At 60.2% G+C, this 19608-nt stretch carries 21 protein-coding genes; 4 read left to right on the top strand and 17 right to left on the bottom strand.

The window, feature by feature from the left end:
* Positions 1-56: 56 nt before the first annotated feature.
* The 12 genes from AC07UX_RS16345 to AC07UX_RS16290 form a co-directional block, all read right to left on the bottom strand.
* Positions 57-350 (bottom strand): hypothetical protein, encoded by a 294-nt coding sequence (locus AC07UX_RS16345; protein WP_149524029.1) that lies wholly within the window; start codon positions 348-350, stop codon positions 57-59.
* 102 nt (positions 351-452) lie between these two features.
* On the bottom strand, positions 453-827 hold the full coding sequence (locus AC07UX_RS16340; protein WP_495193047.1) for a hypothetical protein: 375 nt from the start codon (positions 825-827) through the stop codon (positions 453-455).
* Between the two features lie 46 nt (positions 828-873).
* Positions 874-1317 (bottom strand): DUF411 domain-containing protein, encoded by a 444-nt coding sequence (locus AC07UX_RS16335; RefSeq protein WP_495193046.1) that lies wholly within the window; start codon positions 1315-1317, stop codon positions 874-876.
* A gap of 43 nt (positions 1318-1360) precedes the next feature.
* Entirely contained in the window at positions 1361-1756 is a 396-nt protein-coding gene (locus AC07UX_RS16330; RefSeq protein ID WP_495193129.1) for a DUF305 domain-containing protein, read from the bottom strand.
* Between the two features lie 70 nt (positions 1757-1826).
* Complete coding sequence (locus AC07UX_RS16325; protein ID WP_495193045.1) at positions 1827-2273, bottom strand: DUF305 domain-containing protein; 447 nt, start codon at positions 2271-2273, stop codon at positions 1827-1829.
* A gap of 66 nt (positions 2274-2339) precedes the next feature.
* A complete protein-coding gene (gene fliE / locus AC07UX_RS16320) occupies positions 2340-2780 on the bottom strand; it encodes a flagellar hook-basal body complex protein FliE (protein WP_495193128.1) in 441 nt (146 codons plus the stop codon).
* A 136-nt stretch (positions 2781-2916) separates the two neighbouring features.
* Positions 2917-4170: a copper resistance protein B gene (locus tag AC07UX_RS16315; protein ID WP_495193044.1), complete on the bottom strand. Its 1254-nt coding sequence runs from the start codon at positions 4168-4170 to the stop codon at positions 2917-2919.
* The gene (locus tag AC07UX_RS16310) at positions 4167-6062 is read right to left on the bottom strand and encodes a copper resistance system multicopper oxidase (protein WP_495193043.1); all 1896 of its coding nucleotides are present in this window, start codon (positions 6060-6062) and stop codon (positions 4167-4169) included. The genes AC07UX_RS16315 and AC07UX_RS16310 overlap by 4 nt, the downstream gene beginning before the upstream one ends.
* 93 nt (positions 6063-6155) lie before the next feature.
* Complete coding sequence (locus AC07UX_RS16305) at positions 6156-6728, bottom strand: RNA polymerase sigma factor (RefSeq protein WP_149524036.1); 573 nt, start codon at positions 6726-6728, stop codon at positions 6156-6158.
* Positions 6725-7162, bottom strand: a complete 438-nt coding sequence (locus AC07UX_RS16300) for a periplasmic heavy metal sensor (protein WP_149524037.1) — start codon at positions 7160-7162, stop codon at positions 6725-6727. Before AC07UX_RS16300 ends, AC07UX_RS16305 begins: the two co-directional genes overlap by 4 nt.
* Complete coding sequence (locus tag AC07UX_RS16295) at positions 7159-7440, bottom strand: hypothetical protein (RefSeq protein ID WP_149524038.1); 282 nt, start codon at positions 7438-7440, stop codon at positions 7159-7161. The genes AC07UX_RS16300 and AC07UX_RS16295 overlap by 4 nt, the downstream gene beginning before the upstream one ends.
* A gap of 139 nt (positions 7441-7579) precedes the next feature.
* Positions 7580-8176, bottom strand: a complete 597-nt coding sequence (locus AC07UX_RS16290) for a c-type cytochrome (protein WP_495193042.1) — start codon at positions 8174-8176, stop codon at positions 7580-7582.
* Positions 8177-8386: 210 nt separating this feature from the next.
* Here AC07UX_RS16290 and copC point away from each other — a divergent pair, with 210 nt between their 5' ends.
* Together copC and copD are read left to right on the top strand one after the other, a co-directional pair.
* Positions 8387-8779, top strand: a complete 393-nt coding sequence (gene copC / locus AC07UX_RS16285; RefSeq protein ID WP_495193041.1) for a copper homeostasis periplasmic binding protein CopC — start codon at positions 8387-8389, stop codon at positions 8777-8779.
* 4 nt (positions 8780-8783) lie between these two features.
* Positions 8784-9719 (top strand): copper homeostasis membrane protein CopD, encoded by a 936-nt coding sequence (gene copD / locus AC07UX_RS16280; RefSeq protein WP_495193040.1) that lies wholly within the window; start codon positions 8784-8786, stop codon positions 9717-9719.
* 10 nt (positions 9720-9729) lie between these two features.
* On the opposite strand, the gene AC07UX_RS16275 is transcribed toward copD, so the two are convergent.
* Complete coding sequence (locus tag AC07UX_RS16275; protein WP_495193039.1) at positions 9730-11013, bottom strand: type II restriction enzyme NmeDI-related protein; 1284 nt, start codon at positions 11011-11013, stop codon at positions 9730-9732.
* 100 nt (positions 11014-11113) lie between these two features.
* On the bottom strand, positions 11114-11455 hold the full coding sequence (locus tag AC07UX_RS16270; protein WP_495193038.1) for a flagellar biosynthetic protein FliQ: 342 nt from the start codon (positions 11453-11455) through the stop codon (positions 11114-11116).
* A 197-nt stretch (positions 11456-11652) separates the two neighbouring features.
* Between AC07UX_RS16270 and AC07UX_RS16265 the strand changes: the two genes are divergently transcribed.
* Together AC07UX_RS16265 and AC07UX_RS16260 are read left to right on the top strand one after the other, a co-directional pair.
* A complete protein-coding gene (locus AC07UX_RS16265; RefSeq protein WP_495193037.1) occupies positions 11653-12585 on the top strand; it encodes an NAD(P)/FAD-dependent oxidoreductase in 933 nt (310 codons plus the stop codon).
* A 113-nt stretch (positions 12586-12698) separates the two neighbouring features.
* Positions 12699-15056: a heavy metal translocating P-type ATPase gene (locus AC07UX_RS16260; protein WP_495193127.1), complete on the top strand. Its 2358-nt coding sequence runs from the start codon at positions 12699-12701 to the stop codon at positions 15054-15056.
* A 101-nt stretch (positions 15057-15157) separates the two neighbouring features.
* On the opposite strand, the gene AC07UX_RS16255 is transcribed toward AC07UX_RS16260, so the two are convergent.
* The 3 genes from AC07UX_RS16255 to AC07UX_RS16245 form a co-directional block, all read right to left on the bottom strand.
* Positions 15158-16465 carry an NRAMP family divalent metal transporter gene (locus AC07UX_RS16255; protein ID WP_495193036.1) on the bottom strand — a complete coding sequence of 436 codons (1308 nt, stop codon included), beginning with the start codon at positions 16463-16465 and terminating at the stop codon, positions 15158-15160.
* A 152-nt stretch (positions 16466-16617) separates the two neighbouring features.
* Positions 16618-17871 carry a magnesium transporter MgtE N-terminal domain-containing protein gene (locus tag AC07UX_RS16250; protein ID WP_495193035.1) on the bottom strand — a complete coding sequence of 418 codons (1254 nt, stop codon included), beginning with the start codon at positions 17869-17871 and terminating at the stop codon, positions 16618-16620.
* Between the two features lie 68 nt (positions 17872-17939).
* Complete coding sequence (locus AC07UX_RS16245) at positions 17940-19565, bottom strand: NRAMP family divalent metal transporter (RefSeq protein WP_495193034.1); 1626 nt, start codon at positions 19563-19565, stop codon at positions 17940-17942.
* Positions 19566-19608: the final 43 nt, after the last annotated feature.

Below are 19608 nucleotides of genomic sequence, written 5' to 3'. Positions count from 1 at the left end.
CCGCCGCCACTGCTGGCCTAGCCGTCTATGCGACCTGAAGCGGCCAGAACTTTTGCCTAACCGACCGACGGGGCCGACGAAGGCGATGCCATGCTGTGCATCTGCTTCATGCAATCAGCAGCGTCGGCGCTGCTCATCTTCATCATGTCGCAGTCGCACGCCGCCACTTGCGTGGTATCAGGCACCCAGACGCGCCGCTGTCCCTGGAGCGGCGCACGCGGTCCATATTGCGGGACCGACTTCCACTCATAATGGCCGGACTGTTGGCTGTGGTCCGGTTGGCCGGCGAATGCGGCGACGGGTGCGGCAAGGGCTACGCCCAGCAGCGCATAGAAAACACGGTTCTTCATGACTATCATCCTTTGGCAAATCATCGGGGTAGCCGCAGGTTGGACAGGAGGTTCGATCCGCGACAGGCGCAACGACCCTTCCAGCCTTACGGCCGAGTTCGATCAGCCAAGGAGAGTCGGCGGTTCCGGTTCGGGAGCAACGTCACCGCCGCGCAGGACGGTGGTGGTCGACCAGAAGGCCAGGGTCGGATCGGCCGCGCGCACCGCAAGCGTCGGTGCGTCATTGCGAACCGCCATGGGAATGACACAGCCCATCGCGGCGATGCAGGCGAGCGTCATGCCCTTGCAGGGTTTCTGCGCGGGCTGCTGTTGCTGCGTCATCATCTTCATGCAGTCTTCGGACATGCCGGAATCGGCCGTCCCGGTCATCGCCATCGATATGGACACTACAGGCGGTGCTGACGCAAAGGCGGCTTCCTGGCCGAGCAGACCGAGCAGGGCTCCGAGCAGGAGAAAGAGGGGAAGCGCACGTTTCACAGCTGTAATCAACTACGCCAATCTTGATCCAAGAGCAACGCCATGCTCATCCGCCGTGCCGCGCGTAGATAGTTTCGCTTCCTGCACCAAAGGCGAAGACATTGAACGCCTGAACCGGCTGCCCGGGGGCTTCCATGCCTGGTGATCCGAGAGGCATGCCCGTTACGGCAAGACCACGCACACCACGAGGACGCTGCGCGAGAACGCGCTTCATGTCCGCGATCGGGACGTGTCCCTCGAAAACCATGCCGTCGACGATCGCTGTATGACACGATGACAGCCGAGCGGGCACGCCGTGCGTGCGCTGAAAGGCAGATCGCTGCTGATCATCGATTATGGCCACGCGCCGGCCGAATTGCTGGCGGACCTGGGCGGCCCATTTCTCGCAGCAACCACATCCTGGATCGCGATGGACTGTGATAGGTACAGCCGCGGCACTGGCGACCCAGACAGACGCGGCGAACGCAGCAAGAACGAGTTTCAGTGGCATATACACCTTCCGTTATCCCCCGCCCTTGGGCGGGGGAAAGTCTCTACTGCGCACGCTTGTGGTGAGCTCTTAGCCAGCCCTGCAGCTCGCCCACTTCCCGAGTCTGCTCGGTAATCGCCCTGGTCGCCATCGTTCGAACCTGCGCGTCCTTTGTGTGGCGCAAGACGATGCGTGACATCGCGATCGCGCCGCGATGATGTTCGATCATCTTGCGAACCCAGGTTTCCGTCGCGTCGCCGCCCATGGCGGACATCATCTTCTGATGCATCTCCATCTCGGCCGGCGGATACGGGTTGGCCGGCGTAGGGTTCGTCATCTGGCCCATGTCCATCTTCGAATGGTCCATGCCCTGCATTTGCGCGATCGCGGGTGTGGTCAACAATCCGACGATCATGACGGCGATTATTTTCTTCACAATTCTCTCCTCATCGCCCCGCATTGTTAATACGCGCGAGCGCGCCATTACCCTCGCAAGCCTGCGCTAATTTTCGAGAATGGGATGGCGAAACCTACTTGCGGGCGAGAATAGCCTTCATCTCATCAATCTCGCGCCGTTGGGATTCCTCGATGCCACCGCACAGCCGGACGATTTCCGGGTCCTTCAAGGTCGCCTCGCGACACATGAGGATCGCCCCCGAATGGTGCGGGATCATCGAACGGAGGAATGCCGTATCGCCGATCGTCGTTTGCGTGCGGATCAGCGCGAACGATCCAGCAAATACCGCGACCGAGCCGACGAGAAGGGCCGCATTGGCCGCCTTCGATGGGAACATATGGCCCATTGCGAGGATCATCAGCACCACCATCGGCGCGACCATCATCAGCGTCATATAGACCATATTGAGATTATTGTAGAAGCTCCCCAGGCTGTCGATCATGACGAACATCACCAAATACATGATAATGCCGCCGACCAGGGTCTGAAGCGCGAGGCTCGCATAAGCATTCTTTATCATTGGTCGTCTCCGCGGGCAGCGCCCGATAATGGAACGGTTCCCGCTTCACGAGTAGTTTCGCCCATCCTACACTGGCATGTTCATAATATCTTTATACGCAGATAACAGCTTATTTCTTATCTGTAATGTCGCTTCAAACGCGATGGACGACTTCTGGCCTATAAGCATGACTTGAGCGATGTCCGTTGTTTCACCTTTTTCAAAAGCCTCAGTCGCCGCATCTTCCTGCTCGCCGAGCTGGTTTACCTTCTGCAATGCCGTGTTGAAAGAGGAGAAAAAATCGCTGCGCGGTGCTTCCATGCTGCCGGTCGAAGCAATCGTCGACCGCCCATCAGCAGAAGCAGGCTCGCGCGCCTTGCTCAACACTGAGTTCATCGCCGCTTCAAAACCCGAGCCACCCGCATTGCGGCCAAGGCCCGGAGTGCCGGCGACATCATGCAATGCGGCATTCCGCTGCAGGATGGCTCCTCGCATTGCCATAATATTGTCTGTCGATATTCCGCTCACAGGTCGGCCTTCCTGATCGTCGATGCTCTCCAAACAAGATGGCCAGGAAGCATTAGAATATGGTTAATAAATATTAAAAGCCGCGACTATCGTCCACGAGCGCATAGCCTAACAGCGAGACAGAGCTGATTGCTCCTCAGAACCAGGTTCGCACGCCAATGACGAAACTCGTCGCCTTGACGCCTTTTCCATCGGCGCGCGCATAGTCTGCGGTCTGCCCGACCTTTCGATCGTAGGATACGCCGATATAAGGCGCAAACTCGCGTCGGATTTCATAGCGCAGGCGCAAACCCAGCTCCGCGTTGGAGAGGCCCGAACCGATCCGGGTTTCGGGCACATTCTGGGCCGCAAGGTTCAGTTCGATGCGGGGTTGAAGGATCAGACGTTGCGTGAGGCGCTGATCATAATAGCCCTCAATACGGCCCAGGACGTCGCCTTTGTTCGACAGAAACAAGGCCGCTTCCGTTTCGAACCAGTAAGGCGCGACCCCCTCGATGCCGATCGTTGCATAGGTGCGGGAGGGATTGGGCTTGAAATCATAACGGACGCCCGCCTGCACATTCCAGTAGGGATCGAGCGCGCGACTGTAGAGTGCCTGGACTTCGGCGCTGTCGACGCCTTCGCGGAAAGCCCCCTCGCCCTCGGTCTTGACGACAAGCCGATCGAGATCCTTGCCGAACCACGCTTCGCCATCCCACCGATAGCCGTCGCGACCATTCCGGACCTGATATTCGGCCAGGTTGAACAGGATCATCGAGGATGTGCTGCCGCCATGTTCGTTGTGCAACATAGCGCGGGAATCGGACATCGCGCCGTTCTGATAGATCCGGTCGGCATAATGATCGCTCGGCGGCAATGGTGCCGGCGCGTTGCCCGGTGCGAGGCTCGTGCCCCCCGCCCCATGCCCCGCCATCTGCCCGTCCATCGCCATCCCGGGCATCGACGACATGTCATGCTCCATCGGCTGACCGCTTGCTCCCTTAGACATATTCATGCTCGGCATAGCGTGGTCCATCGCACTGCCGGCAGGGTCAGGCATCGCCATGCCAGGCATACTCGACATGTCATGGCCGGCATGGGCATCGGCCGCCGGGGGCGTCTTGCTGGCCGGCATGTCCATTCCGGGCATATCGCCCATTCCCGACATGTCGTGCACAGCGGGCTTGGGTTTTGCAGTTGGTGCCCTACGCTTGGCGGGCGCGGGTCTGGCAGCCGGCCTCGCGGCCGTCGTGCGCTTGGCCTGACTTGCCGGCTTGGCCGCTGGCTTTCTCTTCGCTGCCGGCTGAGAAGCTGGCATGTTCATGCCGGGCATATTTTGCATCGATTGCGCGCCGGCCGGTGTTGCAAGAGCAAGCGGCGCCGCGCTGATCAGGAGAAGAAGCAACTTCATGCGGCTTCTCCCCGGGGCCGGACAGAGACGACGCGCATCATCCCGGCGTGCATGTGGTAGAGCATATGGCAGTGGAAGGCCCAGTCGCCGACGGCGTTGGCGGTGAGATCGAAGCTCACCTTGCCGCCCGGCGCGACGTTCACCGTGTGCTTGCGCGGCGAATACTCGCCGTGCCCTGTCACCAGCTCGAAAAAATGCCCGTGCAGATGGATCGGGTGGGACATCATCGTGTCGTTCACGAGCGTGACGCGGACTCGTTCGTTTTCGAGGAATGGTATCGGCTCGCGCTTGTCGCTGAGCTTCACCCCGTCGAACGACCACATATAGCGTTCCATATTGCCGGTCAGATGAATTTCCATCGCCCGGTCGGGTGCCCGCACATCGGGATTGCGGTCCACCGCCATGAGATCGCGGTAAACAAGAACGCGGTGCCCCGCATCTTCGAGGCCCTGCCCGGGCTCACCCGTCCGGTCCATCGGCATAGGAGAGATCGTCTGCACGCCAGGCCCCATCTTGACCTGCGGGGCTTTGCTGGCGTCGCGCATATTCATGCCGCCCATTCCGCCCATCGCCATGCCGCCCATCGCGTCGCCGGCAGGCGCACCCATTCCAGGCATGTTCGCCATCGAACCATCGGCCGGCTTGTCCATTGCCGGCATCGAGGCCCCGGATTCCATGTTCATTCCAGCCATACCGCCTGCGGCGGCCCCGCTTGCCGACATGTCATGTCCCATCGCTGAGTGGTCCATGCCTTGCATGCCACCCATATCCATGTCCCCCATGCCCATGTCTTTCATATTAGCGAGGGGACGTTTGCGTAGCGCAGGCACTTCAGCTGCCATGCCTTCGCGCGGAGCCAAGGTTGCGCGGGCCATGCCCGACCGATCGACGGATTCGCCGACCAGCGTATAGGCGCGATCATCAGTCGGTGTGACGATGACGTCGTAAGTCTCGGCCACCGCGATCTGGAACTCGTCAACCTCGACAGGCCTGACGTTGAGCCCGTCGGCCTGAACGACCGTAAGTTTGAGGCCGGGAATCCTGACATTGAATGTCGTCATCGCAGAGGCGTTGACGAAACGCAGCCGGACCCGCTCGCCGGGCCGGAAGAGCGCAGTCCAATTGTCCTGCGGGCCATGCCCGTTCACGAGATATGTATAGGTCGAACCCGTGACATCGGAAACGTCGGTCGGGTCCATACGCATATTGCCCCAGTCGAGACGTTCCTTGAGTGGTTGGTCTTTCTTGGCCAGGAGACCGGCCAGCGTTTGGCGCTGATAGTTGAAATAGCCCCCGCCGACCTGCTTGAGCTTCCGGAAAATCGCGTGGGGGTGCATCTGGCTATGGTCGGACAGCAAGACGACATGCTCGCGATCCGAGCGGATCGGGTCCTCGCCTTCCGGATCGATGACGATCGGCCCATAATGGCCCATCTGCTCCTGCAGCCCCGAATGGCTATGATACCAATATGTGCCCGCCTGAACGATCGGGAACTCGTAGACGAAGGTCGACTTTGGTTTGATGCCGGGGAAGCTGATCCCGGGCACGCCATCAAACTGGAATGGTACGAGTAAGCCATGCCAGTGGATCGAGCTGTCTTCGTCGAGATCGTTGATCACCGACAGGCGCGCCGTCTGGCCCTGGCGCAGCCGGATGAGGGGTGCCGGCACCGTGCCGTTGATGCCAATGGCATGGCTTGCCCGGCCATCGATCATCATCATCTGATGGGCGATTTTGAGCGTGATATCGTTCCCGGTGACGATCGGGAGCGGCCTCACGATCCCGGCCGAAACGGGCTGAGCCCATGCCGGCATCCAGGCCGACAATGCCAGACCACCGCCGGTCAATGCGGCACCGCGGAAAAGGTCGCGGCGGTTCAATACCGGGGGCATAGTATCTCCTTGTTCAACGTGCAGCACTCCGGGTCCGCAAAGGCGCTCGAGCGCGGTATCTCTCTCTCCTTACGCGCGAGCGGGGCGCACCCCTCATTCCTCGGCCAAGATTTCCGCAAGGCGCGACCGCGCACGGTAAAGGCGCGTCTCGACCGCCTTGCCACTTATCGAGAGCGCAGTTGCCGCTTCCGACTGATTCAGCCCTTCGACTGTGCGGAGCAACAGAACTTCCCGCAACGAGACCGGTAGCGCGCTGATTGCGGCGGCCATTCGTTTGATCTCCATTTTTGAGTCGGCACTGGCATGCGCGGAGGGTGCATCATCCGGCACTTGCTCGATCTCGGCGTCGGACGCTGCATAACCGAAGTTGAAGAGCTGCCGCACCTTCTGGCGGCGGTGCCAGTCGCGGCATTTGTTAATCGCGATCCGGGACAGCCAAGCCCTGAGCGGCCGCGCGCCATCATATTTTCGCAGATGGCTGAACGCGGAGACGAAGCAGTCCTGGGTGAGGTCTAGCGCGTCCTCGGCATTCCCCACCAGGCCGCGTACCAGTCGAAATATCGCAGCCTGGTGCCGATGCATGATCTCTGCGAAGGCCGGCTGCCGGCCCGCGAGCGTTAGCGCCGCAAGTTCACCGTCCGAGCACGCGCGAAGATCCAGACTCACCGTGCATCGTCGGTGAGCGCATGTACCACCGCCTGATCGAAGGTCTTGGCCTGATCAGGGCGCAAGATCTGGCGCATCGCGAAGATATGGCCAAGCGTTTCCTTTTGCAGCTCGCCCATCGCCTGATGCGACTGATCGACGGCCGCCGTGACACCCGGTCCGTTGCCATGTTCGGCTTCGATCGCGGCCGCGAGACGCGCGTTGTCCGCTCTCAGTTCGAGCTCCAGCGCGCGACGACGCATGGCAAAGCGCTGCTCAAGCAGTTCAACCTGAGCCTTCTGACGGTCGTCCAGGTCGAGCTTGCTGTGCAACACGTCGTGGAGTTCGACACCGGCCGCCTTGGGCTGGGGGAAGAAGTGACGCCCAAGGAACACGCCCGCAACGGCTGCGACGAAGGCGACGACAGCTACCAAAACAAGCAATTTTGCCTTCATTGAGAGCCTACCAGCAGCGTCGAGGGGGCAAGCGGATTGGATGGCCCGAACGGCGAGAGCGTGACCGATGCCTCGGCACGCGGCGTGAATCCATTGCTGGCGATACCGAGCAGCACCGCACCGAAAGCCGCGACCACGCCGAACCGGAGTTGAGAAGCGGCCGAAACCTGCGGTAATGCCGCAATGCGTTGGAACACGGCCTCCTCCAGACCTATCAGGCCCGGATGCCCCGGTTCATTGCGCAAGCGCGTCAAAAGCCCATCCAAGTCGGTTTTCATCGCAAATCCTAATCTCTATCTGTTCAGCGCCCCTGCAAGAGGGCCGCCCTCTCCGCCGTTCGCTCTACCAGCCCTTAGTGATTTCGCACCACTCGGTCGGTTTGGCTGAACGACGACCTGTCGGCAGGCAGACACATTGTTACGGCATCATCTTTTTCATGCTAGGCATATCCTTCATCATCGCGTCATGGTCTTCGGGCGCACTGGCAATTGCTGCCTGATATTGCGCGGGCGTCATCTTGGGCAGTTGCCGCACGAAAGCCACCATATCCCAGATCAATTCGTCGCTATGCGTTTTACCCCAGGCCGGCATCGCGGTCAGCTTGACCCCATGCTTTATGATCCAGAATTGCGCCTTTGCCGATCTCTGTGGCTCCCGGAAAAGCTCGGGAGCCTTGGGATAAAGGCCTTGGCTCATCTCGGACTTTTCCAGACCCGGTGCGAGATGGCAGCCGCTGCACATCTCGGTGTAAAGTCCTGCGCCGCTCTGCAGCCGTTTCACGTCCGCTAGGTTGGCTGGGACGCCCACGTTGCGAGCCCGGACGGCGATCGAACGATCACGAAGCTGCTCTATCAGCCAATAGACCGGTCTGGTGTGCGGCGAATCCGCCCCGATGTCATAGGCGCCCACATATACGACAATCCCAGCCAGTGCACCGCCGACCAGCGCCGCGACCGCGATGAACGGGCCGCTCGGAAAATGTTTCCGAAGCCATGCCTTCCTTGAATTTTCCATCGCGTCCTCCCCAGCCGAAAAGCCCTTGGTCGATTGGTGATGTCGCACCCATCCACTTGATCATACGCGCGGCGAGCTTCCACCCCTCATCCGCCGCGCAGGTCTGCGGCGCACACCAGTTGGCGCCCCGAATTCGAAGAAATCGTACCCGTCGGATGAGGGGTCACGGTGCGCGGTGCGTAAATTGCTTTGTCGGCAGTATCGCCGCCCATGGAGAAATCGATGTTTCGTAAAACAGCTTTTGCCGTCGCCATGGCGGCGTCTGTGTTCGCCGCTACCGCTGTTCAGGCGCACCCCAAACTCAACAGCGCGAACCCGGCAGCCAATGCCGTCGGCGCATCCCCAACGAGGATCCAGCTCGTCTTTTCCGAGGCGCTGGTCGCGCAGTTCTCCGGGATCGACCTGACGATGACCGAGATGCCCGGCATGAAGATGGGGCCGATGAAGATGAAGGGCGTCACGACGACCGTGGCTGCAGATGGCAAGACGCTCGTGGCCACGCTTGCCAAGCCGCTGCCGGTTGGAACCTACAAGGTCGACTATCACGTCGTCTCTACCGACACCCATCGCATTCAGGGCAGCTATACCTTCAAGGTCCAGTAAGAGCGTGCCGGACATCATAGCGATTGCGGTTAGGCTAGGGCTTTATCTCGATCTCATGCTGCTTTTCGGGTTGCCGATGTTCGGCCTATATACGTTACGCGGGACCGAGCGAGCATCCGGCTCGGTCCTGCGCTTTCGCTCGGTCTTGGGGACGATCGCGCTCGCCGGCATCGGATTATCGATCTTGGGCATGATAGCCCTGGCGGCCTCGATGGGCGGTGTGCCGGTCGATCAAGTGGACCGCGCCACTGTCGATCTTTTGATATCGGGCACAGCGATCGGCACGGTCTGGCAAGTTCGGGTGGCAGCACTCTTACTGGTCCTGTACTTTTCCATTGTCGGGTGGCGACGCCCTGCATTCGCCCTCTGGTCAGTTTCAGTGACGGCAGCGATCGCTCTCGCGACTTTGGCCTGGACTGGGCACGGCGCGGCCGATGAAGGTTTGTGGGGATGGATCCATCTTGGCGCCGACATCACTCATCTGTTGGCCGCAGGCATATGGATTGGAGCGCTTTCCGCCCTGTGCCTGCTCATTTTTCGCCCAACGGCCCGCATGGCAATCGATCATGTCCACCTGTCTCACCGGGCGTTGGATGGGTTCGCAAAGGTCGGATCGATCGTCGTGGGTCTGCTCATCCTGTCAGGCTTCATCAACAGTTGGATCTTGGTAGGGCCGTCCAACCTGGCGGCGCTTTTTACGAGCCTCTACGGTGTGTTGCTGGCAGCGAAACTGGTGCTGTTCGGCGCGATGCTGTTCTTGGCCGCCGCTAATCGCTTCTTCTTCACCCCTGCCCTGGCGGGAGCGATCGAAACTGGGGATATATCATCGGTGATCGGGTCACTTCGCCGCAGTCTCATTGTCGAGAGCGGCTGTGCGCTCACCATTCTCGCGCTTGTTGCCTGGCTGGGACTATTGGCGCCCCCTGCCTCGGGGATGTAGACATTCGGCCTTACGGCAAAGCACGCGATATGGCCTTGATTGCTTTCAGGCCCGAACCGAACCGGGAAATCGCCTCTCTGTGACGCTCGAGCTCACCATAGGGAAGATAGGCAATCTCAAGATCTGCGATCCGGCTGAACGCGGGCCGCGCGAGCTGTGCCCGCACTTCGCTCTCCCGCGCATCGGGCGCCACAAGAAACAGTCCGGCTGTGGCGTGCAGTTCGCTCCCGCTCAAGGCAAGGTCGAGCATCCGGACGATGCCCGAATAAATCGACGTCGAATGCTCTACTTCGAAGGCGGCCGTGACTCGGTCGCCGCCTCGCTCGAGCCAAAGCACATCGATAAGGCGGATGGCATCAGCGCCCGTCGATGTTGAAATTGAAGCTGGCAGGCTCTCGAGACACCCGTCCCCCAAGCGCACGCCATCGTGAAGTCGCCCCCGATCGTTGGATGCTATCCAGATATCGTAGCCCAACGCACGGCCTATATCGCGAAGCCAGGCCTGGATTTCCGAATGGGTTCGATCGCTCTCGCCCTGTTTCTGAAGGGCCTTGTTGAGCGTTTGCGCTTCGGCCCTGGCCTGTTCGAGACGTGCCGCCCAAGATCTAACCGTCTGGTCTTCCTCGTCGCGCGGCGGCGCCGGGTAACGGCCCGAGCCAATATCGAACAGGAGGCCGCCAATGGCGCCGAGATCGTTCGACAGCAGATCGCGAAACCGTTCGTTCAGGTCCAGCACACCCGAGCGCATCGCGAGAAAATGCTGCCAGCTTCCGAGCTTCACCTTGCCACCGGTCAGCTTGTTATAGCCGTTGACGATCGCCGTGTTGAACGGCGGCACGAGGGTCGGATGCAGGAAATAGACGAGATTGGCGACTGCTGGCCCAAGCCCCTTGATGTTCAGCCGATCGATCGTGTGAATACCTGCAATGATTTCTTCGGCAGTGTCGCAACAGGCGCAGTGATCGAGCAACCGACCGAACGCGCGTTGGTTCGCTGGATTTTCATAAATGTCAGGGATGCGCAATTTGGGCTTCCAGAGAAACGCATGGTCAGCGCCTTTGAATATCTGCCTCTGCTCCGCGACTGAATGAACGACCGTTTCCAGCGAAGAGCCCCGATACGCCACGCCAAACCGACCGGCTTCGATCTCTGCCACCACCTGAGCCAGACCACGCCGGATCGAACGGAAGTTTTTGATGCGCTCGTCCCAAAGAAACCAGCTTTGATAGGTCGCGTTGGGGTCTTCCTTCCATCGTTGGATCAGTTGCCGCGCCAGCAATTCAAATTCCGCCAAACCCCGTTCCCCCACTCACGTCGATCTTCTCCAACGCTAGCACTCCGCCCCGTATACGAACAGTTTTTGCGCGGCCGCCCAGGACGAAAGGCGGCCCGCGTCATCTGATGTCGTCGGGAATATGCATCAGCAGGTCACGGGTGTAGTCGATTAGAAGATCGCCAACGGTTGCCCCGTAAAGCGCAAGAAACAAGATGAACGCCAGGAGCTTGGGGACGAAGCTCACGGTCTGTTCGTTGATCGACGTCGCGGCCTGGATCATGGAGATAATGAGCCCGACCACCAACATGATTATCAGCGGAGGTCCAGCGACGAGCATCATCACCCAAAGCGCTCGGCCCATCGAAACCGAAAAAGGGCTGTAGGTCTCCATCTCTCCCCCGTCGATGATTTCGTCCCCCCCTAACGTTGCGACCTGTGGTTGTTGCGGGGCGAGCAACATGGTGCGCGATCGGTTTATACCCGTCCGTCTTCCCCACATCCGCTCGCCCCCGCGCCACGCTGCGACCCGTGGGCACCTGAGTTGTCCATCCTGCTTGGCGATGGTCTTCATCTGAATTTACGCAGCGACGCGGTTTACCCCTCGCGACCCACCGCTTTTTTTCGAAGAACGCGCAGGCTTTCGAGGGCACGGGCCCCGTGCCGCGTAATAGAAATGACAATCAACGTCAGCGAAAGGCACGCATGTACGACTGCGTCATCATCGGCGGAGGCCCTGCAGGCCTCACGGCTGCCACCTATCTCGGCCGGTTTCTGCGTTCCGCGCTGGTTATTGACGCGGGACCGGGCCGTGCAGCCCGCATCCCAACGACCCATAACCTCCTTGGATTTCCAGACGGAATATCTGGCGCGGATTTGCTTTCGCGTATGCGTCAACATGCGTCTCGCTACGGTGCCGAATTTGCCACTGGAGCCGTCGAGCGCATCGAACGCGCCGATACTGGCTTTATCGTCCATGCAGGCTCCCAGGCTATCGACGCACGAACTATATTGCTTGCCCAAGGCGTGACAAATCATCGACCGAGATTAGAGCAGGACGCGCACGATCTAGGCGTTGCACGAGGGTTGATACGTTATTGTCCGATCTGCGACGCCTACGAGATCCGCGGCAAGAGAGTCGCCATGCTGGGCTGTTCTGGCCACGGCGCGGCTGAAGCGATATTCGTTCGCCACTACAGCGATACCATCACCCTGCTCACTCAGGATGCTTCGGAGCTTTCGCAAGCTGACGAGGCAAATCTGACCCGGAACGCTATAAACGTCGAGCGAGCGCCTGTCAGCGATTTGTCGATCAATGAGGAAGATCTTCTCGTTCATTTGGCCGATGGCCGATCGCTCCTATTCGACACGCTATATGTTGCTCTTGGCACCTCTGCTCGCTCGGAACTGGCGCGGATGGCTGGCGCCGAATTGGGCCCATCAGGGTGCATCGTCGTCGATGAGCATCAGCAAACGACGATCAGCGGTATGTTCGCAGCCGGCGACATGGTCGAGGGGCTGGACCAAATCGCAGTAGCGGCAGGCCAGGCGGCCAAGGCGGCGACTGCCATTCACAATCGATTATCTGGATGATCCGGGAGACGAGGCTCGCGCACGCAAAATTTATGAGAGCCGGGGTTGACCCTGACATGATGTCAGACCCCAGATTACTTTCGTCGATAAGGAGACGAGCCGTGACCGATCCGATGCCTGAGAGCAAATCTGGTGCGCATAGCTGTTGCGCGGGCAAGCACGATGCCACCACGGGCTCGAAGACGGCCAAGGATCCGGTGTGCGGCATGATGGTCGACCCGGCTGCGACCCCCCATCATGCCTCGCATGGGGGAGAGGAATATCATTTCTGTAGTGCGGGATGCCGAACCAAGTTTGCCGCCGACCCCGAGCGCTATTTGTCCGAGGTTAGTGATAGCGCAGCGGCAGCCCAGCCCGGCGCCATCTGGACCTGCCCCATGCACCCGCAGATCCGTCAGGATCATCCCGGGCCATGCCCGATCTGTGGCATGGCCCTCGAACCGGAGGTTGTAACTGCAGACTCGGGGCCAAGCGCTGAACTGCTCGATATGTCTCGCAGGTTTTGGATCGCTTTGGCGCTTACGGTGCCCATTTTCGTACTGGAAATGGGCGGACACCTGTTCCCGGCGCTGCACAGCCTCATTTCCGAGCGCATATCGGGCTGGCTTCAGTTCGCTTTGGCAACCCCGGTCGTGATCTGGGCGGGCTGGCCATTTTTCGAGCGCGGTTGGGTTTCTCTGCAAACGCGCAATCTCAACATGTTCACGCTGATCGCAATGGGGACGGGCGTGGCTTGGGCCTATAGCGTGGTAGCAACGCTCGCGCCCGGCATATTCCCTGCAGCGTTTCGGATGATGGACGGCACGGTCGCGATCTATTTCGAAGCGGCTGCCGTGATCACCGTCCTTGTCCTCCTGGGCCAGGTGCTCGAACTTCGTGCCCGCGAGCGGACCTCAGGCGCGATCAAGGCCCTTCTCAATCTCGCGCCCAAGACCGCGCGCCGGATCGTGGCGGACGGAAATGACGAAGAAGTTGCGATCGACCTAATTGTGGTCGGCGACCGACTGCGCGTGCGCCCCGGCGAAAAAGTACCCGTAGATGCCATCGTCGAGGAGGGGCGGTCCTCCATCGATGAATCGATGGTAACAGGCGAATCCATGCCGGTGACAAAAACGGTCGCGGCCCATGTCGTCGCAGGAACCGTGAACCAGACGGGATCGCTCATCGTGCGGGCCGACAAGGTCGGCCGCGATACAATGCTGGCGCGGATCGTCCAGATGGTCGCCGAAGCGCAGCGATCGCGCGCTCCGATCCAGCGCATGGCTGACAAGGTCGCTGGCTGGTTCGTACCCGCCGTGCTCGGCATCGCTCTGGTCTCCTTCGCGATTTGGGCGATCTTGGGTCCAGAGCCGCGACTGGCACACGGTCTCGTTGCCGCGGTTGCGGTATTGATCATTGCTTGCCCCTGCGCGTTGGGGCTCGCGACCCCGATGTCGATCATGGTCGGAATCGGGCGCGGCGCTGGACTTGGCGTCCTGATCAAGAATGCCGAGGCGCTTGAGCGGATGGAGAAGGTCGATACGATCGTCGTCGATAAGACCGGCACCCTGACCGAGGGACGCCCTTCCGTGACGGCTATCGTGGCGATGGAGGGCTTTTCGGAGGATGATATTCTTCGCTTGGCTGCCGGCGTCGAACGGGCATCTGAGCATCCCTTGGCGCTTGCAATTGTCTTGGCGGCCAAGGTACGCCAGCTCGACATTCCGGAGGTTTCGGAATTCGACTCGCCCACGGGGAAAGGTGCTGCCGGCACCGTGGGCGGCAAGCGCATATTGCTGGGTGCTGGCGCTTATCTAAACGAAAATGGCATTGATGTATCGGCAGCAGCCACGCAGGCAGATGACATGCGCGCGGACGGCGCCACGGCGATTTTTGCGGCGGTCGATGGCCGCGTCGCAGGAATTCTCGCAATTGCAGATCGTATCAAGGCAACAACTGCTGAAGCGTTGGCTGCCTTGCAAAAGGAAGGCATCAGCGTCGTCATGCTGACCGGCGACAATCGAACCACAGCCCAAGCCGTGGCTCGTAAACTTGGTATCGACGCAGTTGAAGCCGAAGTTCTCCCTGATCAGAAAAGTGCAGTCGTCCTGCGCCTGCAACGCGAAGGCCGTGTCGTCGCGATGGCGGGCGATGGTGTGAACGACGCCCCAGCGCTCGCGGCGGCCGACGTCGGCATCGCGATGGGATCGGGCACTGACGTCGCGATCGAAAGCGCGGGCGTGACGCTGCTCAAGGGCGATCTCAACGGGATCTTGCGCGCACGGCGACTGAGCGAAGCGACGATGGCGAATATCCGCCAGAATCTGTTCTTCGCTTTCGTCTATAACGCCGCAGGAATCCCAATTGCGGCGGGTCTGCTCTACCCAATCTTCGGCATCCTGCTTTCGCCCGTCATCGCCGCGGCAGCCATGGCTCTGTCGTCGGCGAGCGTTGTTACCAACGCTCTGCGCCTCAACCGCGTCGCCGTGTGAATATCGACGGCGTCTTGCAGTGAATGATCCGACACAACGACGAGATCGGAGACTCATCGCGCTGTCGCTTGCGTCGCCAGTTCTTCTCGGCAGTTCGGCCCTCACCCCTGCCCAATTGTGGCGAACATACCTATGGCAGCTACCCCCATTATTGCTGTGGCGATCCATCCTACCGTTCTCAACACGGGCGGCAGGCTAAATTCACCCATAACGTCTTTGCGGGCGGCGAGGAGCATCATCATCGCCATCACCGGCACAGCCACCACGCCGTTGATGACCGCGCTCCAGAACAGAGCTTTAACCGGATCCAAGGGCGTGAAATTCAAAATTGCGCCAATTAATGTCGCAATGGCGATGACACTGTAAAAGCGCGGAGCGCGTCCAAGCTTACGCGTAAGGCCAACATGCCAGCCAAAGCCTTCTCCTACAGCGTAGGCAGCCGAACTCGCGAGCACCGGCAGCGCCAATAGACCCGTGCCGACAATCCCGAGAGCAAAGACAATAAACGCGGCCGGCCCCGCAATGGGTCGGAGCGCTTCCGCTGCTTGCGCGGAGGTCGTAATATCGGTGATACCCCGCGCATTGAGGGTCGCTGCCGTGGTGAGGATGATAAAGAGCGCTACCGCATTGGAGAGGCCCATTCCGAGGTAAGTGTCCCAGCGAATGCGGCTGAGTTCAGCGGGCGCCTGCTCAGGGGCTCGTTCAAGCGGCTTGGCGCCATCTCCTTCCTTGATCTCCTCAACCTCTTGTTCCGCTTGCCAGAAGAAAAGGTAGGGACTGATCGTCGTTCCGAGAATCGCTACAAGAACGGTAAGATACCCGGCGTTAAAGGTGAACTGAGGCACCACCAACCGCCGGGCGACAGTCGCCCAGGGCATGTCCACGATGAAGGCAACACCGACATAGGCGAACAAGCTGATCGTCAGCCACTTCAAGACCGAGACATAGCGCGCATAGCGGACAAACACCTCCAGCAGTACGGAGACGACCGCAAAGAGACCGACGTAAAGGAGATGAGGCCCGCCCACGACGAGCTTCAGCGCGGCAGCCATGGCACCAAGGTCGGCGCCGATATTGATTGTATTTGCGATCAACAGGAGTGAGACAAGCACAGCCAGCACGGGGCGCGGATAATGCTTCGCGAGGTTTCCTGCGATGCCCCGGCCCGTTACCCGGCCGATCCGGGCGCTTATCTCCTGGATTGCGCACATGAGCGGCCAGCTGAACAGCATTGTCCAGCCAAGGTTGAAACCGAACTGCGCACCTGCTTGCGAATAGGTCGCAATCCCACTCGGATCGTCGTCTGACGCCCCCGTGATGAGCCCTGGACCAAGAACCTGAAGAAGGCGGGGCCGGGTTGGTTGCTTGATGCTTTCGGTAGGCCTGCCGTCCGGCTTCGGCTTGGTCATTGGATTGCATTATCCGAAGACATGAACTGGCTTCCTTATGGGACTGCTGTGCCCGCACGCCATCATGCGCCATTCTTCTGGCACTATGCGCCCAACGACAAGGGGACTGGCCGGACCCGCCAGGCGTGTGACGTTGATGTACCACACGCGCCTCAGGAGACTGGCCGACGGCGGGACCAATCTCGCGGAATAGCTGCTTCGAGAGCATCGTCGACCGTCACAATGCCGAGCATTCTTCTCTCGGGATCCACGACCGGCAGACTAAGGAGGTTGAAGTCGGCCATGCGGGTTGTAACCATAATGATGTCATCCCCGGGGGAGGCAACCACCACATTGGTGTCGGCCGCATCACGAAGCAAAGTCTTGGAATCGGCTTGTAATGCCCGAACAAGCGCAAGAGTTCCCGCCAAGGTTCCGTCACTACGAAGACTATGGATGATAGTGAGCGCTTCCGGCTGATGCGTTTTCGCCAATCGCACCGCTTCAAGCGCATCCCCGATCGTTTTGTCTTCCGAGAGCGCGAGGAAATCGGGTCCCATGAGACCGCCTGCCGTTGCAGCATGATATCCCAGAAGCGTGAGAACCTTTGTTTTCTGCGCCTCCCCCAAGAGATCAATTACGCCTTGCCGACGTTCCTGGGCGAGGTCCATCACAGCGTCTGCCGCATCATCCGCGCGCATTCGGGAGAGCAGCCCTGCTACCTCCTCATCGCTTCGCGCATGAAGCAGCCTAGCCTGCTTATTGTCTTCAAGCTCCTCGAAAACAACCGCCTCCAGTTCCGGATCTTCATGGACATGCGCCAGCAGGATCTCCTCTTCCCGTGACGACGCGCTCTCGATGATGTCGGCGATTTGAGCCGGGTTGAGTTTTGTAACGCGGCTAGACGCCGAACGCGACCTCGAACCGCGCTGATCACCGATTAGGAGCAGGAACGAGTGCCAGTCCCGTGCGGGATGTTCGTCATGCCGCCCCAGGTGAAACCAGCGGCCCTTATGGACGTCCAGGCCGGTCACGAGCCAGCCGTCCGCCGTCGTGGCCAGTCGAACATCATACGCCTTGACCAAGGCGCTGCAAGCGACATCGATGAGCCGATGGCCGAGAATATTCTCCTTCAAGAGCAATTCGCCATCGCGCCGCTCGAAGGGCCTCAAATCCACCTTGGCGGTACGCAGGCGAATCACCTTCGAATCAATACTGATCACGTCGCTCATCGGCACGAAATACCCCGCATTGCCCAGACCGATCACCAGTCCTGACAAAAGCGGGTAGTCATTGTCGCGGAGCCGGGTGACCACATCCGAAAGCTTGCCTAGCGTCTGCCCCGCTCCATCAATGACGGCGTGCTTGAGCAGTGATGACAAGGAAAGGGCTTCATCGCCAATCAATTGTTTCGGACTGTCACTCACCTATGAGGTTCCTCGTTGCGTCTCTGACGTCGAAACGGTTCGCCGTGCCAATGTTACGCGGATGATCATCAGTGTCCAACAGCGAGTTGGTAGATGCGAAAAATAACCATGATCATCGCAACCAGCAGATAGCTGCGCAGCGCCGTGAGGCCAATTCGGCTGCCAAGGGGGAGCTTCGGGGCAGCGAGCAACGCGAGCGGAGGCATTCGCCAAGACAGACGTTGCGATCTGTCGATGGTCTTCGCCGTGGCCGCGTGCGGGCGGAAGTGCTGGTAGCCGAAGATTGCGCCGCCAGCCAAAAGTGAAATCATCGCGCCTCCCGCCAAAATGTAGAGGATCACCTCAGTGTCGAGATTGGGGTAGAGCACGCTCGCGGTGAGGACGAGCGACAGGGTCACCAGCACGGCAATGATCGCGGCCGTGAAGATGTTCATTCCGCGACTGTTGACCCACGGTCCCAGCACCTCCTCGTCGTTGCATAGGAGGAGGAGGAACACGGTCGCGGAGGGGAGCAGAACCCCTGCGAGCACCTGGACGCCGGTCGTGAGCAGGCCAAGCGGGCTTCCGGGGATCAGGACGATGACAGCCGAGCCGACCAGGATGCCGACGAAGGCGGCATAGAAACCCTTCGCGTCGGAAATCTTGCGATGCAGCGAGTGCTTCAGCCCCAGCACGTCGCCCAACGCATAGGAGGTCGACAGGCCCACCGCCGCCGCGCCGATGATCGATGCGTCGATCAGAGCAACCGCAAACAGAATGCCCGCGGTTTTCCCGACATATTTTTCCAGCCCTAACGCCACCCCGCCCGCGTCGGTGAAGTTGCCGAACTCGCTATGGCCAGCGAATGTCGCCGCCGTGAAGGCAATGATCGCGGTGGCGCCGACGATGACGATCGCGATCCCGATCCACAAGTCCACTCGCTCATAGTTCATGAAACGCGGCGTGATGCGCTTGTCGATCAGGTAGGATTGCTGAAAAAAGAGCTGCCAGGGCGCTACCGTGGTGCCTACTATCCCGATGATCAGAAGCACGACTTTTGACAGGTCCGATCCGGCTGGAATACCGGGTATCAGGAGTCCGCGACCAACTTGGCCGAGCGTCGGGTGCACCATAAACAGAAGCGGAATCAGGAGCAGGGAGCCGACCACCAAGGTCAGGCAGACCCGCTCGAAGCGCCGGAAGGAGCCGGTACTTGCAGCAGCCACCACGATCGCGGCGGCAATCAACACGCCGGCGATTTTCGGAAGCCCGAGATAATCGAGCCCCAGGCTGATGCCGATGAACTCGGTCACGATGGTAAGCGCGTTGAGGATGAACAGGTCGATCACGCTGAACGCGCCCCAGAATTTGCCGAACCGTTCGAGGATCAGGCGCGCATGGCCGACGCCCGCGACGACCCCGAGCCGCAGCACCATTTCCTGGTTGATGTAGAGCACCGGCACCAGCAGCAGCAGCACCCAAAGGAGGCTGGTGCCGTAATTCTGTCCTGCCTGTGCATAGGTGCCGAAAGCGCCGGCATCGTTGTCACCAGTCATCACGATGAGGCCGGGGCCTACAACCGCCAGCAGCGTCGTCAACCGCGCTTTCAGCCCGGTACGAGGGGCCTCGTCACCTAAACGAATCGTGCCGAACGCCCCCTCGATGTCACCGACGTGCGCCGCATCGAGCGCTGCTCCGGAGTGGCCTTCGTTCACGGTTGTGGGCATAGGCGATGATCCGGACGGATGGGAACGATGT

Source organism: Sphingobium sp. GW821-FHT02B05, assembly GCF_059421905.1.
The sequence above is the reverse complement of the archived record's forward strand: the minus strand, read 5'-3'. Positions and strand labels throughout refer to the sequence as shown.

What these genes read in the sequence shown, in the direction of transcription:
- AC07UX_RS16295 (WP_149524038.1), bottom strand. Translation starts at nt 7,440, where the DNA reads ATGAAAACCGACTTGGATGGGCTTTTGACGCGCTTGCGCAATGAACCG.
- AC07UX_RS16335 (WP_495193046.1), bottom strand. Translation starts at nt 1,317, where the DNA reads ATGCCACTGAAACTCGTTCTTGCTGCGTTCGCCGCGTCTGTCTGGGTC.
- copC (WP_495193041.1), top strand. Translation starts at nt 8,387, where the DNA reads ATGGAGAAATCGATGTTTCGTAAAACAGCTTTTGCCGTCGCCATGGCG.
- AC07UX_RS16330 (WP_495193129.1), bottom strand. Translation starts at nt 1,756, where the DNA reads ATGCGGGGCGATGAGGAGAGAATTGTGAAGAAAATAATCGCCGTCATG.
- AC07UX_RS16310 (WP_495193043.1), bottom strand. Translation starts at nt 6,062, where the DNA reads ATGCCCCCGGTATTGAACCGCCGCGACCTTTTCCGCGGTGCCGCATTG.
- AC07UX_RS16325 (WP_495193045.1), bottom strand. Translation starts at nt 2,273, where the DNA reads ATGATAAAGAATGCTTATGCGAGCCTCGCGCTTCAGACCCTGGTCGGC.
- AC07UX_RS16260 (WP_495193127.1), top strand. Translation starts at nt 12,699, where the DNA reads ATGCCTGAGAGCAAATCTGGTGCGCATAGCTGTTGCGCGGGCAAGCAC.
- AC07UX_RS16270 (WP_495193038.1), bottom strand. Translation starts at nt 11,455, where the DNA reads ATGTTGCTCGCCCCGCAACAACCACAGGTCGCAACGTTAGGGGGGGAC.
- AC07UX_RS16300 (WP_149524037.1), bottom strand. Translation starts at nt 7,162, where the DNA reads ATGAAGGCAAAATTGCTTGTTTTGGTAGCTGTCGTCGCCTTCGTCGCA.
- AC07UX_RS16315 (WP_495193044.1), bottom strand. Translation starts at nt 4,170, where the DNA reads ATGAAGTTGCTTCTTCTCCTGATCAGCGCGGCGCCGCTTGCTCTTGCA.
- AC07UX_RS16255 (WP_495193036.1), bottom strand. Translation starts at nt 16,465, where the DNA reads ATGACCAAGCCGAAGCCGGACGGCAGGCCTACCGAAAGCATCAAGCAA.
- AC07UX_RS16290 (WP_495193042.1), bottom strand. Translation starts at nt 8,176, where the DNA reads ATGGAAAATTCAAGGAAGGCATGGCTTCGGAAACATTTTCCGAGCGGC.
- AC07UX_RS16345 (WP_149524029.1), bottom strand. Translation starts at nt 350, where the DNA reads ATGAAGAACCGTGTTTTCTATGCGCTGCTGGGCGTAGCCCTTGCCGCA.